The 16,599-nt window shown below is 43.0% G+C and carries 11 protein-coding genes; 10 read left to right on the top strand and 1 reads right to left on the bottom strand.

Annotated elements, in window-relative coordinates:
- Window positions 1-37 precede the first annotated feature (37 nt).
- Window positions 38-775, bottom strand: a complete 738-nt coding sequence (gene cobA, locus LN995_RS13585; protein WP_229961627.1) for a uroporphyrinogen-III C-methyltransferase — start codon at window positions 773-775, stop codon at window positions 38-40.
- A 908-nt stretch (window positions 776-1,683) separates the two neighbouring features.
- Between cobA and nirB the strand changes: the two genes are divergently transcribed.
- The 10 genes from nirB to LN995_RS13635 all read left to right on the top strand — a co-directional run bounded on the left by nirB (window position 1,684) and on the right by LN995_RS13635 (window position 16,559).
- Complete coding sequence (gene nirB / locus LN995_RS13590; protein WP_229961628.1) at window positions 1,684-4,188, top strand: nitrite reductase large subunit NirB; 2,505 nt, start codon at window positions 1,684-1,686, stop codon at window positions 4,186-4,188.
- 65 nt (window positions 4,189-4,253) lie between these two features.
- Complete coding sequence (gene nirD, locus LN995_RS13595) at window positions 4,254-4,610, top strand: nitrite reductase small subunit NirD (protein ID WP_229961629.1); 357 nt, start codon at window positions 4,254-4,256, stop codon at window positions 4,608-4,610.
- Window positions 4,611-4,679: 69 nt separating this feature from the next.
- Window positions 4,680-5,630, top strand: coding sequence for a bifunctional molybdenum cofactor biosynthesis protein MoaC/MoaB (gene moaCB / locus LN995_RS13600; protein ID WP_229961630.1), 951 nt, complete (start codon window positions 4,680-4,682; stop codon window positions 5,628-5,630).
- A gap of 1 nt (window position 5,631) precedes the next feature.
- On the top strand, window positions 5,632-6,855 hold the full coding sequence (locus LN995_RS13605; protein ID WP_229961631.1) for a molybdopterin molybdotransferase MoeA: 1,224 nt from the start codon (window positions 5,632-5,634) through the stop codon (window positions 6,853-6,855).
- Window positions 6,856-6,906: 51 nt separating this feature from the next.
- A complete protein-coding gene (locus tag LN995_RS13610) occupies window positions 6,907-8,196 on the top strand; it encodes an alginate export family protein (RefSeq protein WP_229961632.1) in 1,290 nt (429 codons plus the stop codon).
- A 115-nt stretch (window positions 8,197-8,311) separates the two neighbouring features.
- On the top strand, window positions 8,312-9,694 hold the full coding sequence (locus LN995_RS13615; protein ID WP_229961633.1) for an MFS transporter: 1,383 nt from the start codon (window positions 8,312-8,314) through the stop codon (window positions 9,692-9,694).
- A 75-nt stretch (window positions 9,695-9,769) separates the two neighbouring features.
- Window positions 9,770-13,294: a nitrate reductase gene (locus tag LN995_RS13620; RefSeq protein WP_229961634.1), complete on the top strand. Its 3,525-nt coding sequence runs from the start codon at window positions 9,770-9,772 to the stop codon at window positions 13,292-13,294.
- A gap of 14 nt (window positions 13,295-13,308) precedes the next feature.
- Window positions 13,309-14,814, top strand: a complete 1,506-nt coding sequence (locus tag LN995_RS13625; RefSeq protein WP_229961635.1) for a rubredoxin domain-containing protein — start codon at window positions 13,309-13,311, stop codon at window positions 14,812-14,814.
- Between the two features lie 534 nt (window positions 14,815-15,348).
- Window positions 15,349-16,299, top strand: coding sequence for a GTP 3',8-cyclase MoaA (locus LN995_RS13630; RefSeq protein ID WP_229961636.1), 951 nt, complete (start codon window positions 15,349-15,351; stop codon window positions 16,297-16,299).
- 26 nt (window positions 16,300-16,325) lie between these two features.
- On the top strand, window positions 16,326-16,559 hold the full coding sequence (locus tag LN995_RS13635; RefSeq protein ID WP_229961637.1) for a MoaD/ThiS family protein: 234 nt from the start codon (window positions 16,326-16,328) through the stop codon (window positions 16,557-16,559).
- The last annotated feature ends 40 nt before the right edge of the window (window positions 16,560-16,599 follow it).

A 16,599-nucleotide genomic window follows, 5' to 3' on the forward strand; every position in this document is an offset into this window, starting at 1 on the left:
AGTTCTAACCCATACATACAATAAGCTGTGTGTTTTTCTATTGGGGGCCGTGTTCTACTGTGATTACTTTACCGATAATAATGATGGCAGGATGAGTCAGTTTGTTTTGCTGTATTAGCTCCGGCAAGTCTTTAACTTTACCTACAACCGATTTCTTGTGTGGAAGAGAAGCATGCTGAATTACAGCAGCAGGCATGTCACCATTACCAGCCTGAATATAGGTAGCAGCAATATCAGGAGCTTTTTTCATACCCATATAAATAACAACAGTAGAATTGCTCTGCATAGCCAGGCGAAGGTCTTTAGACAAAGAACCATCTTTCTTCGTGCCAGTCAGCACCCAAATGCCCTCACTTACTGCTCTGTGTGTTAGTGGAATGTCTTCAAAACCTGTAGCTTGCATGCTGGTTATGCCAGGAATATAGTAAGTCTTAATGCCATGTTCTCTGGCAAACAAAATTTCTTCGTAGCCTCTGCCAAAAATAAAAGGGTCACCACCTTTTAGCCGAACTACCATCCCCTTACTGAAAGCCTTTTCTTTAATCAGTTCATGTATAGCTTCCTGGGGAGTGTACGCCCCATAAGGCTGCTTGCCCACGTATATTTTTTCGCATTCCTCTTTTGTAAGATCTAATAAAGCTTTGTTGGCCAGGTTGTCGTATAACACTACCTCTGCCTGCTGTAGAATTCTATAACCCTTTACAGTGATTAACTCAGGGTCGCCAGGGCCGGCCCCCATTACATATAATTCTGGTAGTATTGTTCGATCAGACATAAAGTGAAAACCACGTAGGCCTTAAAATTACCTTTTCTTTGCCAATATTAGAATTCTAAAATCTATTTTCTAAGGCATAAGCAGTAGTTTTTACGATCACCTTTACCTTAGAGCTGTGGTGTTCTGTTATCTCTACCAACTTATAGGCACCTTTAAAGCTGATAGGCTAGCAATTATTAGGGTGTTAATTGTATTTATTTGTGCTTTTGCGCCTCTTGTTATGTCTTGTTTGTTTTAGGTTGTAGTGTTTTTTATGTAAGTATGGGTGTTGTTTTTAAAGGGTAGTGTTTTAATAATCGTTATTTTGTTGGTTTTGCCCCTATAATAATGATGGGTGTTATAAAGATGTGTGTGTGTGTTTATAGTTGGTGTTGTTATTTTTTTACTTGAAACATTTTTTTTGTTTTGCCGGTCATAGTATTAATATTCTACAAAATATTCGTCTCCTGTTATAGCTGAGTTGATTTTTGCCTAAGCAAGTATTTTCTGATTTTTATCTCTGCTTCTGCTGCTTTTATGGAACAATGTCTCTTAAGAAGTGGCATTAAAAGTTGTAAAATCATTAAAAGCTGTTTCATCTTTTAAAATTTTACCTAACCGATTTATTTCTCTTACTTCTTTTGTATATTTTATTTTATTTGAAAAATTATATTTAAAAGTGTTAAGCGTAATGTTTTATTACTTGTGTTTTCGATAATAAAACAGATGTATTTTTGATAATATGATTAATAATTGATAACTTGTTGAAGTGATTATTAAAAATATTAATAGTGTAACATTAGTTTTAAACAATATTTAATACTTCTATTAAATATTGTTTATTGTTAATATTAAATTTTGGAAATGCATTTATTCTGTTTATAAATGCTTCGCGAAACACATTACTTTAACACTTTATCTTAGTTATTATGTCTCAGCTGTATCGCCCAACTGTTGTTGTAGTCGGAAATGGAATGGTAGGGTATAAGTTTTGTGAGAAACTTATAGCAAAAGCATCTTCCTTTAATGTTGTTGTGTTTGGTGAAGAGCCTCGTCGTGCGTACGATAGGGTGCATTTAAGTGAGTACTTTAATGGTAAGTCTGCAGAAGACTTATCTATGTCTCATAAAGACTGGTACCTGGACAATGGTGTCACATTACACTTAGGAGATACCATACAAGATATTAACACCAGCGAAAAAACAGTACATGCTTTAAGTGGTATTACACAGTCTTACGATTACCTGGTATTGGCAACAGGTTCGTCTCCTTTTGTGCCAAACATACCTGGTGTAGAAAAAAATGGCGTATTTGTGTACCGTACCATAGAAGACCTGGAGCTGATAAAGGCATACGCTAAAAAAGCAAGAAAGGGAGCTGTGTTGGGAGGCGGCTTGCTCGGTCTGGAGGCGGCAAAAGCACTAATAGACCTGGGCGTAGAGGAAACACATGTAGTAGAGTTTGCTCCACGCCTGATGCCAAGGCAGATAGATTCAGCCGGAAGCAGAATGCTGCAGTCTAAGTTGGAGTTGCTGGGCTTGCAAATGCACTTACAAAAAACCACAAGCAATATAATAGGTGAAGATAAAGTAGAAGCTTTGCAGTTTGCTGATGAGACTTCACTTGAGGTTGACATGCTGGTTATTTCAGCCGGAATTCGTCCGCGCGATGAATTGGCAAAACTGGCTGGCCTTGAAACAGGAACACGAGGTGGTATTGTCGTAAATGAGAAAATGCAGACCAGTGATGAGAGCATATTTGCCATTGGTGAGTGTGCCTTATACGATGGAATGATCTATGGCCTTGTTGCCCCGGGGTACGAAATGGCTGAAGTAGTAGCCACTCATATTTGCGAGGGCGAGAGATCGTTTAGAGGCTATGATATGAGCACCAAGCTTAAACTGATTGGTGTAGATGTGGCAAGTTTTGGAGATCCTTTTGTAGCCGAGCCAGATAGCCGAGCAATTGTTTTTGAAGACAAGCATAAAGGGGTTTATAAGCGTGTTAACATCAGTAACGATGGTAAATACCTGTTAGGTGGTATTCTTATCGGTGATGCCGATGCTTATAATATTCTGTTACAAACAGTAAACAACAAAATAGTGCTGCCGCCAAACCCCGAAGACCTTATATTAGGTGCCAGAGGTGGAGAGGCCAGTACAAGTGCCGGTGTGATGGCATTGCCAGACGAGGCACTGATTTGCTCTTGTGAAGCTGTTACTAAAGGCGCCATTTGTTCTGCCGTAGATGAACAGGGTGTTACTACCATAGAGGGAATGAAAAAATGCAACAAAGCCGGAACAGGTTGCGGTGGTTGTATTCCTCTTGTAAAAGACCTGATTACAGATACTCTAAAAGCAAATGGTACTTACATAAAGAACACCATTTGCGAACATTTCGATTATTCTCGCCAGGAACTATTTGACCTGCTCAAAATAAACAATGTTAAAACTTACGACGAAGCACTGGGCCTTTTTGGTAAAGGCGATGGCTGTGAGTTATGTAAACCACCTGTAGCCAGTATACTGGCCAGCCTGTGGAACGATGTAATTGTGAAGCAGCAGCCGATACAGGATAGTAATGATAAGTACTTGGCTAACATTCAGAAAGGAGGAACCTATTCCGTTGTTCCACGAATTCCTGGTGGTGAGATTACTCCTGATAAACTGATTGTGATCGGGCAGGTAGCTAAAAAGTACGGCTTGTACACTAAAATTACCGGAGGTCAGCGCATTGATATGTTCGGTGCTCACTTAAGTGACCTGCCGGATATTTGGGAGGAACTGATAGATGCAGGCTTTGAAAGTGGTCATGCTTACGGAAAATCACTTCGAACAGTAAAGAGCTGTGTAGGCAGTACCTGGTGTCGTTATGGTTTGCATGATAGTGTTTCTTTTGCCATTGAGGTGGAAGAACGTTATAAAGGCCTTCGCTCTCCTCATAAATTAAAAGGTGGTGTAAGTGGTTGTGTGCGCGAATGTGCAGAAGCACAGGCCAAAGACTTTGGCATCATAGCTACAGAAAAAGGTTGGAACCTGTTTGTGTGCGGTAATGGTGGATCCAAACCACAGCACGCCCAACTGCTGGCATCTGATATTGATAAAGAGACTTGTATAAAGTTTCTCGATAGATTCCTGATGTTCTATATCCGTACTGCCGATGCCTTAACCCGTACCGCCACCTGGTTGAATAAAATGGAAGGAGGCATGAGTTACCTGAAGAACGTGATTATCAACGATAGCTTAGGCATTAATGACCAGTTGGAGGCAGAAATGCAGGAACTGGTTGGTAAGTACAGTTGCGAGTGGAAAGAAGTGGTACAAAACCCAGACCTAAGAAAGCGATTTGCACACTTTGTGAACGCTCCAAAAGAAAAAGACCCGACAGTGCAGTTCAACACCATGAGAGAGCAGATAGTGGCGAAGGAGTGGTAACAGGTAAACGGGCAGTCAAAAGATTCAAAAGAGATTTCAATAACTTATAAATAACTCAAAAGATCATGGAACTAGAGATAGCTACAGCAGTTGAGTGGGTTTTAGTTTGTAAAACAGATGATGTGCCGCATGATGGTGGTGCATGTGTAAAGTATAACGATGAGCAGATTGCCGTCTTTAACTTTGCCCGCCGTGGAGAGTGGTATGCCACACAGAACCTGTGCCCGCACAAACAGCAGATGGTATTGTCGCGTGGCATGATTGGTAGTACAGGAGAAGCATGTGAGCCTAAGGTAGCGTGTCCGTTCCACAAAAAAACATTCTCACTTCTCTCAGGGGAGTGCCTTTCAGGAGATGAATATCAGATAAAAACTTACCCTGTTAAGGTTGTAGGCGATGATGTGTATATCGGTTTGGAGTAATGAACAAAAATGATTCTGCTATCTTTAGAGAACAGAATCGTTTTAACATTATTACAAACCATAAGATACATGCGTGATATAACCCATAAGCAAATTACCCTTCGCACAGCCAGAGCTATAGGAGTGGTTTTTTGCTCTCCGGAAACAATTGAAACTATTAAAAGTGATGAGCTTCCGAAAGGAAACTTATTTGATGTAGCCAGAGCCGCTGGCTTCTTAGGTGCTAAAGCTACACCGCAGTTGCTCCCGCACTGCCACCCGGTTGGCATCGACGGTATGCAGATAACTTTTGAGTTCTTGCAAAAAGCGCTGCACGAAGAGCTATTCAGCGAAGCCGTTTTCGAAAGGCAGGGAATCGTGATTACCGGAGAGGCAAAATCTATAGGCCGGACAGGTATAGAAATGGAAATGCTAACGGCAGTGTCTGTTGCTGCGCTTGAAATTTATGATATGCTGAAGCCAGTTGATAAACAGTTGGAGATCGGCCATATCAGGCTATTAGAGAAAAGAGGCGGTAAAAGTGACCGCAACAGATTTTTTGCTACGCCACCTACCTGTGCTGTACTGGTTTGTTCCGACTCAACGGCTGAAGGTACGCGTCAGGATAAAAGTGGTGTACTGATAAAGCAGATGCTGGAGGATGTGAATGCTAATGTGAAACACTATGCCATTCTGCCAGACAATAAAGAGCAGATTCAGCAGCAGATAAAAGCGTGGGTAACGGAAGATGTTCACTTTATTTTCACGACGGGAGGTACAGGACTTGGACCGCGCGACAATACAGTTAGCGCGGTAGAGGGAATAATAGAACGGGAGGCCGAAGGTATTGCTGAAGCAATGCGTGCCCACGGGCAGATGCGCACTCCTTTAGCGATGATGAGCCGTGGCGTAGCAGGCGCTATTGCCAATACATTAGTTATTACCTTGCCCGGAAGCTCTAATGGAGCAAAAGAATCTTTGGAAGCAATCTTGCCAGCTGTGTTTCATGCAAGAAAAATGATGAAAGGGGGAGGACATTAGAATGGCCGTACCTTTCAAAAATCCAATGATCACTTACCAGAAAGCACAAGACATCATAAGGGCATTGGCAAAGTCGTTCGGGCATGAAGAAGTTGCTTTAGATGATGCCTTGGGAAGGGTGCTGACAGAAGCTGTAGGTGCTGACCGAGATTATCCTCCTTTTAACCGTGCCGCTATGGATGGCTATGCCTTTCATAGCAGAGACTGGGAAAAAGGCTTAAGAGACTTTATTGTGCAGGAGGTAATTTATGCAGGACAATCTTTTACGGATAACCTGAAGCCGGGTGCTTGCTATAAAATAATGACGGGAGCTGCAGTACCTCCTTCGGCTAATGCTATCATCCGGAGAGAAGATGCACAGGAAGAGCAGGGGCGTGTAAGGCTTATAGCTGATGCAGTAAAACCTTACATGAACATTGCCAGGAAGGGAGAAGACATCAGAAAAAGCGAGGTAATCATTCCTGCGCAAACGCTCTGCAACGCTTCTGTTACTAGTTCGCTGGCAGCAGTAGGAAAGCATAAGCTTTTGGTTGAAAAGCTGCCTAAGCTGGCCCTGTTTACCACAGGAGATGAGGTAATGCCGATAGATGCCCCTGTTTCAGAAATACAGATAAGGAACAGTAATCAGCATCTTTTAAAAGGGTTGTTAAATAAATGGCACATAAAGCCCAGCTTATGCAAGCACATTCCAGATACAAAAAATGATCTGACAGAAACCTTGCGGCAGGCAATGAATCTTGATATGATCGTGATGTGCGGAGGAGTATCTGCCGGAGATGCGGATTATGTGCCGCAGGTACTGGAAGAGCTGGGCGTTGAAAAGCTGTTTCACAAGGTAGCCATAAAGCCAGGAAAGCCAGTTTTTTGTGGGAAGCTTCCGGGTGGAGGAATTGTTTTTGCCTTACCTGGTAATCCCTTCTCATGCTTGGTTGCCTTTACTCTATTTATTGAAACATACTTCTACTACTGTTTTGGTTTACAGAACCAACCAGTGTACCACTTTCCGATACTGAAAACTCGTGGCAAAAAACATAAACTAACAGAGTTTTTTGCAGCCCGAATAAACCAGGGAACGCCTGGGGTAACGCCTATTTCTGTAAATGGCTCCGGCGATATACGCGCTGGTTTAGCAGCTCATGGGCTAGGTGTTCATCCGCATGACCAGGAAGAGCTAGAGCAGAACACAAATATACAGTTCATTCCATTTATGAATTCATTGATATAATAGAGCTAAAACTATAGAATAAACTTTTAATCGTCTGGTTGATTTTGAACTATGAGAGGCACTTCTTTCCGTATAGTGCTGCTTTTGGCAGGTTTGGTGTTGATGGTTTCTAAAACGGCTTTCGGGCAGTTTGCACTATCGGCAGAAGTGCGCCCTCGGGCAGAACTAAGAGACGGTTTTAAATCTGTAAGACAGGAGGGAAGTTCAGCTGCATTCTTTATAGAACAACGCTCCCGCCTGAATGCAGATTATCAGAAAGACAAGCTTCGTATGCGCCTGTCGTTGCAGGATGTACGGATTTGGGGTGCTACAAATCAGGTTTATAAGACAGACCCAAGCTTGTTTAATGTGTACGAAGCCTATGGCGAGTACCTATTTACGCCTCAGCTATCAATTAGAGTGGGACGCCAGGAGCTTAACTACGACAATGCCCGTTTTCTGGGCAATCTGGACTGGGCGCAGCAAGGTCGCAGCCATGATGCCTTTCGCCTGATGTACGCCGATAGCACAGGCATCGCGGTGCACGTTGGAGCAGCCTTCAATCAAAATATAGCTTTAGAGCCAACCAAACTGGAAGGCACTTTTTATGGAGGAATAGATAATTATAAAATCATGCAGTACGTCTGGTTGCACAAAGACATAGGAACTGCTAAATTTTCAGGCTTATTCTTTAACGATGGCCGCCAGCGAGACTCAGATTCTACAGTATTTTTCCGGCAGACGTATGGCATACTGGCAGAGCAAAACCTGGGAGCAGTAAGGTTAGGTGGTGAATTTTATTTTCAGGGAGGTAAGGACCCGGCAGGCAGAACAGTTCGTGCTTATCTGGCGGCTTTAAATGCTACTTATGTAACAAAGCTTACACCCCTGACTTTAGGAGTAGATTATCTTTCAGGTTCTGATGCCTTTGACACGCATAACAAAGCCTTTACACCCTTATATGGCACCAACCACGGCTTCTACGGCTTTATGGACTACTTCTATGTAGGCAACAACCATGGGCAAGGTGGCCAAACAGCCGGGCTGGTTGATGTCTATTTCAAGACCAATTTCAAGCTTAGCGATAAGGGTTCGCTATTGGCGCACCTGCACCATTTTGAGTCTCCCTCAACTGTTTATGCTTTACAAGAAGGGAATAATAAATTACCGTCTCGCCTCGGAGAAGAGGTGGACCTGATGTACAACTTGAATGTAAGTACTGATTTCAATCTAAAAGTTGGTTACTCCCAACTATACGCTACCGAATCTATGGATGCGCTGAAAGGCAGGTCTGGTAAAACTTTTAACCAGTGGGCATGGCTCATGCTAACCTTTAAGCCAACCTTATTTAAAGCAATGTAATCATAAGCTTCGGCTTATGTACATATTCCCTTACAGAACAATGTTGTTGCCTTACGGCAAGGGCAGAGAGATAATCTTATACCTTAATTTATTACTTGTAAAACTCAGACTAATTATGAAAGCATCAGCAGGAAAAGCAACTTCTATTAACCTGTTCAGCCTGAAAACAGTTCAGATGCGCACTTTCCACCTCTCGTGGTTAGCGTTTTTCTTGTGCTTCTTTGGGTGGTTTGGCATTGCGCCCTTAATGGCAGTTGTACGTGAAGAACTGAATCTTACAAAAGACCAGATAGGGAACATTATTATTTCTTCTGTTGCGATCACTATTATTGCCAGGTTGGCTATTGGTTGGTTATGTGATAAGATTGGGCCACGCATTGCTTACACTTACCTGCTGGTACTGGGAGCACTGCCTGTCATTCTGATCGGGTTTAGTAACAGCTATGAGTCTTTCCTGATTTTCCGTTTAGCAATAGGTGTTATCGGAGCATCTTTCGTGGTCACACAATACCACACTACTATTATGTTTGCTCCTAATGTAGTAGGTACTGCCAACGCTACCACAGCCGGGTGGGGTAACCTGGGAGGAGGTGTTACACAAATGGTGATGCCACTGATTTTTGCAGGTTTTGTAGGTTTAGGCTTTGTAGAAGCGCAAGCTTGGCGTTATGCTATGGTAGTACCTGGTATTGCTATGATCATATGCGGCATTCTGTACTATAGCTGCACCAAAGACTCTCCGGCAGGTAACCTCTCTGAACTATCTGATGTTGCTATTGCTAAGAAGAAAAAAGACACAGTTCCTTTCTGGAAAGCTGCTGCTGATTACCGCGTGTGGGTGCTGTTCGTGTTGTACGGTGCCTGCTTTGGTATAGAGTTAACAATCAATAATATTGCTGCTATTTATTACCACGACTACTTTAACCTTAGCCTGAAAACTGCAGGTTTGATAGCCGGCTTATTTGGCTTGATGAACATTTTTGCCCGTACGCTTGGAGGTTTATTCGGAGATAAAGCAGGTATAAAATGGGGGCTTTCCGGAAGGGTTTGGTTTCTCGGAGGAGTTATTCTACTAGAGGGGCTAGCCTTAGTTGCTTTCTCACAGATGACTGTACTGCCAATCTCGATTATGGTAATGGTAGTATTCAGCCTGTTTACGCAAATGTCAGAAGGGGCTACATTTTCTGTGGTTCCTTTCATCAATAAGAAAGCCATGGGTGCTGTGTCGGGTATAGTAGGAGCTGGTGGTAATGCCGGTGCCGTAGCTGCCGGTTTCTTATTTAAAGTAGATAACCTGTCTTACCCGGAAGCATTATTTATTATCGGGTTAGTGGTAGCGGGTACTTCTGTGTTGGTGTCATTCATAAAGTTCTCACCTGAAATGGAAAGAGAAGCCCGAGCAGAAATGGATTCACTGTTAGCTGAAAAAGAAGTTTCTGAAAAAAGCCCACGAAAGGAGCCTGCTCCCGCCTTCAAGACAGCTCCAGCAGTAAACTAATGATGTAGTGCTAAAGATTAAGATTAGGCCCGGCGATGAGCTTAATCTCTTATTTAACCAAGATTATTAAACCAAATGTCTGTAAACAAACCAAATAATACTTTTGCCAGCACCTGTTGCTATTGTGGTGTAGGTTGTGGGGTAGTCGTTACAAAAGAGAAAAATGGTGCCGTTACAGTAGAGGGTGATAAAGATTATCCTGTAAATAAAGGCATGCTATGCAGCAAGGGCATTAACCTGCAGTACACGGTAAACGATAAAAGTGACCGCCTGTTTTACCCACAGATGCGGTATAACAAAAATATGCCGATGCAGCGGGTTGGTTGGGACGAAGCGCTGCAGCGTACAGCGGCTGTCTTTAAAACTTTTATAGAGAAATACGGGCCGGAGTCAGTAGCGTTTTACGCTTCAGGCCAGTGTCTTACTGAGGAGTATTATGTTATTAATAAGCTGATAAAAGGCTTTATTGGCAGTAATAATATCGACACAAACTCCAGGTTATGTATGAGTAGTGCGGTGGCAGGTTATAAAATGGCCTTGGGAGAAGATAGTGTTCCTATTTGTTACGATGACATTGAACTGGCAGACTGTTTTTTTGTAACCGGGGCTAATCCTGCCTGGTGCCATCCTATTCTGTGGAGGCGGGTAGAGGCGCATAAAGCGGCTCATCCGGAGGTTAAAATTGTTGTAGTAGACCCTCGTGCCACAGACTCCTGCGCCAGTGCTGACCTGCATTTGCAGATTAAACCGGGTACTGATGTGGTGCTTAATCATGCCATTGGTCGCCTGCTGATCGAGAATGGAGATATTGACCTTGATTTTATTCAGAACCACTCCGAAGGATTTGAGAAGTACAAAGAAGCTGTGCTGGAGCGTGCCTTGTCTGAGGCGGCGCAAATTTGTGGCTTAAGAGAAGAGGACATCCAACTGGCGGCGCAGTACATTGGTAATGCAAAGGGCTTTATTTCTATGTGGACGATGGGCCTGAACCAAAGTGCTGTTGGTGTCGATAAAAACCTAAGCCTGATTAATCTTAGTCTTATTACGGGCCACATTGGCAAGCCCGGTTCCGGGCCTTTCTCCCTTACAGGGCAACCGAATGCCATGGGAGGGAGAGAAGTAGGTGGCTTGTCTAACCTGTTAGCCGCACATCGAAACCTGAATAACCCTGTGCATCGGCAAGAGGTGCAGCAGTTTTGGGGTGGAACGACCATCTCTGAAAAGCCAGGGTTAACAGCTACCGAAATGTTTGAAGCCCTGGCAGACGGTCGCTTAAAAGCTATCTGGATTTTGTGCTCTAACCCGCTGACCAGTTTGCCGAATGCGCGCCTAGCAGAAGAGGGGCTGAAGAAGGCGAAGTTTGTAGTGGTGCAGGAGATCAGCAGCAAACCGGAAACTCTGAAGTATGCTGACGTAATTCTGCCAGCTGCTGCCTGGACCGAAAAGGAAGGAACAATGACCAACTCAGAACGGCGTATCAGTTACTTGAGTAAAGTATCGGAGCCACCCGGAGAGGCCTTGCCTGATGCAGAAATTATTTGCCGTTTTGCCCAAAAAATGGGCTATCAAGGGTTCGACTACACAAGGTCTGCTGACATTTACCTGGAGCATGCACGCTTAACGGCAGGCACCAACATTGATATTTCAGGGCTTAGTTATGAGGTGCTGAAAGAGAAAAGATCAGTGCAGTGGCCTTACAAAGCTAACAAAAATGTAGAGGGTCCTTCCAGATTATTTGAAGATAAGGTGTTTTACACGCCGTCTACCAAGGCTGTTATTCACCCTGTTCCTGTTGCCTTCAGAAGTGAGCGAACAGATGAAGACTTCCCGCTTATACTTACCACAGGCCGTATCCGTGACCAGTGGCACACGATGAGCAAAACAGGGAAGGTAAACAAACTTAAAAAACATATCTCACAGGCCTTCCTGGAAATAAACCCTGCCGATGCGGAGCATTTGCAAATTGCCGAAGATGATTTGGTAGTAGTAAACTCAAGGAGGGGAGAGGTTCGTGTAAAAGCAAAGCTTTCAGCCAGTATAAAACAGGGAGTCGTGTTCCTGCCGATGCATTGGGGTAAAATATTGGGCAGCGACCTGAATAGAGCCAACAATGTAACCAGCCATGTACTGGATCCTACCTCTAAAGAACCAGACTTTAAGTACTGTGCCGTAAATGTGCAGAAATATAAGAAGCCGTTCCAACGCATTGTAATTATTGGTGCAGGAGCAGGTGCTTATGGCTTTGTGAAGTCATATAGAGAACTGAACCAAGACGATGAGATAACCATCTTCAGTAAAGAAGATTTCCCTTTCTATAACCGTGTGATGCTGCCGGATTATATTAGCGGGCAGCAAGAGTGGGAGCAGTTGGTAAAGATGAAGGACTCGGAAGAGCCGGAATATAATATTCGTTTGCTGAGAGGCATAAGTGTAGAGAAGGTAGACCGGGAAAATAAGTTCGTTGTTGACTCCAGGGGCGATAAAACCGAGTACGATGTCCTGCTTATGGCTACAGGAAGCCGTGCCGCAGTACCTAAGAATGTGCCGGCTTTGCCAGGTATCTTTACCATGCGCAGCCGTACTGATGCCGACAATTTTAAAAAGCATTTACCGAAAGAATCTCATGTAGTGATAGTAGGAGGAGGTTTGCTGGGTCTTGAAATGGCTGCTTCTTTAAGAGAGATAGGTACAAAAGTTACCATCATTCAACGCATTTCCCGCTTTCTTGACCGGCAGTTGGACCCACTTGGGAGTGAACTTCTACGGGAGGAAATGGAGGATCAGGGCTGTGACCTTTATTTTAACGATGAGGTTCAGCTTTATTATGGCCGGTCTGAGTTAACAGGTGTAGGTTTGAAGAGTGGCCGTAGAATTGATTGCGATGCCATGATTATTGCCATTGGTACGGTGCCTAACCTGGAACTGGCAAGAGACTGTGGCCTGGATTGCAAACGTGGGGTACTGGTAAACGAAAGACTGCAGACAAGTGACCCCAATATTTACGCTATAGGCGAGATTGCTGAGTTTAAAGGAATGCTGTATGGTATTACGGCTGCCGCAGAGCAACAGGCAGATGTCGTAGCCAGGTACGTGAATGGCGACATTGCAAGCTACTATGAAGGCAGCACATTTATGAACATCATTAAAATACATGGGTTCGACCTTTGTAGTATTGGTTTAGCGGAAAGCCCGGATGAAGAGAATTACGAAGAGATTGTCTTCATCGACAAAGCCAAACGCTACTATAAGAAGTGTATTATTCATCAGGACAGGCTGGTTGGTACCATACTCATTGGTGATAAGAGTGAGTTCCAGGAGTTCCGCGAGCTGATCTCGAACAGGATTGAGTTGAGCGATAAGCGCATGCAGTTGCTGAGAAGCGGTAAAAAGCCGGAGCCTGTGTTGGGCAAGTTGGTTTGTAGCTGCAACAGTGTAGGCAGTGAAAACATCCGCATGAAAATAGCAGAAGGCTGTACCAATTTAAAACAAGTTTGTGCCGCTACAGGTGCTGGTACGGGCTGTGGCTCCTGCAGGCCCGAAGTAAAGCAGATTCTGGAAGATAGTCTGAAACTACTAGATGTGCTGGAGAAAGTAAGCTAAAAACAGGAGAACGAATGATTTATCATAAACCTACTATTAAAATTAACCTGGTCGGGGGAATAGTGTCTGCCGGAGATTTATACGATATTCTGAGTGCTGCTGAGAAAGCAGGTGTAGAAAACATCAGGTTCGGCAATCGGCAGCAGCTTTACTTTACGGTGGCTAAAGACAGACTAGAAGAGCTAAAGCAAGGCCTTGCCTGTGTTAATGTGTCTTATGAGCAGAATGAAGACAACCATCCTAATATCTTAAGCTCTTATGCCATTGAAGATGTGTTTTATACCTCAGAATGGCTCAGGGAAGGAGTTTATAAAGATATACTTGATTTGTTTGATTATAAGCCACGGGTAAAAATTAATCTGGTAGATAAGAACCAGACATTCTTTCCCTTCTTTACAGGTAATTTTAATTTTGTCGCCTCAGATACCAGCAACTACTGGTATCTGTATGTGCGGTTTCCTAAGACAAATATTATTTACAACTGGCCCTCTTTAGTATATTCTGAAGACATACCTGGTTTAAGTAAGCTGCTGGAGGAACTTATCTTCGCAAACAAAGATAAGTTTTATGACCAGCCTGCAATAGATGGTAATTTGTTGCATAAGCAAGCTAGTGCGGAAGGTGATTTTGTGATACAGCCAATTTCCAATGCTTTAAAGTTGCCCGAGTTTAAGCTGCCTTACTACGAAGGCTTTAATCGTTACGGAAACAAAACCTGGCTTGGGATTTACCGCCGTGATGAGCTCTTCCCGCTGGCTTTTCTAAAAGATGTGTGTAAAATCTGCCTCCAGACCCGGATAGGCCAACTGTACACTACACCCTGGAAATCTATTGTAATAAAGGGCATAGAATCCGTTGACCGTGACTTATGGGATAACGTGCTATGCAAGTACCGCATAAATGTAAGACATGCTTCAAATGAATTAAACTGGCAGGTAGAAGATCTTTGTGAGTATGGTTTGAAATTGAAGAACTACCTTGTCCGTAAGTTTAACGAAGAAGACATTAGAACTTATCGCTTGTGTTTTGCCATAAAAACACAGCCTAAAACTGGTCTATTTGGTTCTATTGTTATTCGGACGCAGCAGGACATAGCTCGGGATACCCCTCTGGCAGAAGAGCATTTTGAGCTGCTATATACCAAGGGCTTTAACCCAAACTCAAAAGATTTTGTAAGCTTCAAGAAAGGAGTACCCAAAGATGAGCTTGCTGCAGATTTGATTGAGCTTTGTAACATTTTCTATGAGCTACAGAGCAGAACAGACGTGGTATCAGTTCCTGTTTATTTGGAGGAAGATAATAGTATGAAGGCAGAGGAAAAGCAGTTGGACAAAGTGTATCAATGTAAACACTGCTTAACTGTATATGATGAGGAGTATGGTGATGAGCTAAATGGGGTGGAGGCAGGTACTTCATTTGAAACTATTACAACCTATCATTGTCCGACATGCGATGCACCCAAAGAAGATTTTGCCCTGCTTAACGGAAAGCTTCGTGCTTATATCATAGATGAAGGATAACTCTCAGGTTTACCAGACTTTCAGAAAGCTAAAAACAGTCTTATGCAGCATTGCATAAGACTGTTTTTAGCTTTCTGAAAGTCTGGTTCTAGCAGAATAGGTTAGGTTAAGCTTTACAAAGGTCTAATATCCTTCCTTTTTTGTATGTTACCATTACGCTAAATTTTAGCCTTATTTTTCTTGGTTCTGGCATGGCAGGTTATAAGGAGCTATTCTAAAGGCAAAAAAAGAACTATCTTTACTAATAGCCGTGTTGTGCAACAGAGTGCAAGACTGCTTAAATAAGGAGTGATTTTATTTTTTGTTTCTTAGTCTGCTATAGTAGTCAAAGGAAAGTTGTAGTAGCAGTTGGTCTTTGCACATCCGTTGGTAACACTGGCAGCACATATGCGTTAAGTAAATCATTCCTTTTTACGTGTGTTGCTGTGGCTAAAGGTGCAGTGATGACTGTTTAGGCTGTCTCTGCTTTGGGCAGCTGTTAATCCTCTTGCAGTTGTGCTTTTAACGACTTCTGTAAAATTTTATTTTTGAATTATGATGAATCTGGGCGATGTATACGGACGTACTTTTAAGACTTTACGGGTTAGCCTGCTAAGCACCTGTAACCTTGGGTGCGTGTATTGTACAGTGGGTGATGCTACTATAAATGTTGATAAGAAAGCCCAAACGCCTGCCGCTCATTTTCTAAAATCAATTGCCCAATTGCATGAGCAGCTTAATCTGGAAACTGTTCGCTTTACAGGTGGTGAACCTTTGCTGTACCACGACCTTATCACTGTAGTTGAGGGTGTAAGGGAAATTGGTATTCCCCACATAAAAATTACGACGAATGCTTATTTACTGGATCGGATGGCACCATTGCTGAAAGAGGCGGGGCTGCAGTCTGTAAATGTGTCGCTGGATGCAGTGGATGAGGAAGCCTTCTTTAAGATGAGTAAGCGCCGCCATGTCGATCGGGTGCTAAAAGGAATTGATACAGCTTTGAAGTGTGGCTTAGAAGTTAAACTGAATTCAGTGGTTCTGAAGGGGCTTAACCATGAGCAGATACTTCCTCTGCTGGATTACGCTTTCGACCGGAACATACCTATCCGGTTTCTGGAAGTAATGGCAATGGGGCACCTGCATAACCAGGCAGATCAGTATTTATTTACTCAGGAAGATATACTTTTAACAATAGCGTCTAAATATGACTTTATGCGGCTCCCGCGTAAGGTATCGGCTACGGCAAACTATTGGCAAACTGACGAGGGAAAAGTATTCGGTATTGTAGCCAACGAAAGCGAGCCGTTCTGCCACGATTGTAACCGTCTGCGGCTAGATGCTCAAGGGAATATTTATGGCTGCCTTAGCAGTAATTTTCCAGTTTCGATTAATAATATAGAAACTGAAGAAGAATTGGAGCAGAAGCTGAAACAGGCTATGAAGCAGAAGCAGAAAGTAAAGTTTACAGGAAGCGAACTAAGTATGCTTCATATTGGTGGCTGATTAAGAGAAGCAGAAAGATACATATTATGAAAGTACAGGTATTTGCAGCATTAAAAGATTATTTTGATAAAGAGTTTGAGCTGAAAGAAGATGTGGATAATGTCACTGAGTTAAGACAATATTTAACAGAACTTAATACGTCTGCTGGTAACATGCTTAAAACTTGTCGTTTTGCTATAGATGATGAATTCGTAGATCAGAATTATCAATTGAAAGAAAACGATACCATTAGTGTTATACCGCCTAGTAGTGGAGGGTAACATCTTAAGGTAAAATATAATTAAGTATATGGCGAAACGT

The sequence above is a fragment of the Pontibacter silvestris genome (assembly GCF_020907275.1).
In the GTDB taxonomy this organism is placed as follows: Bacteria; Bacteroidota; Bacteroidia; order Cytophagales; family Hymenobacteraceae; genus Pontibacter; species Pontibacter silvestris.

What these genes read in the sequence shown, in the direction of transcription:
- LN995_RS13605 (WP_229961631.1), top strand. Translation starts at nt 5,632, where the DNA reads ATGGCCGTACCTTTCAAAAATCCAATGATCACTTACCAGAAAGCACAA.
- nirB (WP_229961628.1), top strand. Translation starts at nt 1,684, where the DNA reads ATGTCTCAGCTGTATCGCCCAACTGTTGTTGTAGTCGGAAATGGAATG.
- LN995_RS13635 (WP_229961637.1), top strand. Translation starts at nt 16,326, where the DNA reads ATGAAAGTACAGGTATTTGCAGCATTAAAAGATTATTTTGATAAAGAG.
- LN995_RS13630 (WP_229961636.1), top strand. Translation starts at nt 15,349, where the DNA reads ATGATGAATCTGGGCGATGTATACGGACGTACTTTTAAGACTTTACGG.
- cobA (WP_229961627.1), bottom strand. Translation starts at nt 775, where the DNA reads ATGTCTGATCGAACAATACTACCAGAATTATATGTAATGGGGGCCGGC.
- LN995_RS13610 (WP_229961632.1), top strand. Translation starts at nt 6,907, where the DNA reads ATGAGAGGCACTTCTTTCCGTATAGTGCTGCTTTTGGCAGGTTTGGTG.
- moaCB (WP_229961630.1), top strand. Translation starts at nt 4,680, where the DNA reads ATGCGTGATATAACCCATAAGCAAATTACCCTTCGCACAGCCAGAGCT.
- LN995_RS13620 (WP_229961634.1), top strand. Translation starts at nt 9,770, where the DNA reads ATGTCTGTAAACAAACCAAATAATACTTTTGCCAGCACCTGTTGCTAT.
- nirD (WP_229961629.1), top strand. Translation starts at nt 4,254, where the DNA reads ATGGAACTAGAGATAGCTACAGCAGTTGAGTGGGTTTTAGTTTGTAAA.
- LN995_RS13625 (WP_229961635.1), top strand. Translation starts at nt 13,309, where the DNA reads ATGATTTATCATAAACCTACTATTAAAATTAACCTGGTCGGGGGAATA.
- LN995_RS13615 (WP_229961633.1), top strand. Translation starts at nt 8,312, where the DNA reads ATGAAAGCATCAGCAGGAAAAGCAACTTCTATTAACCTGTTCAGCCTG.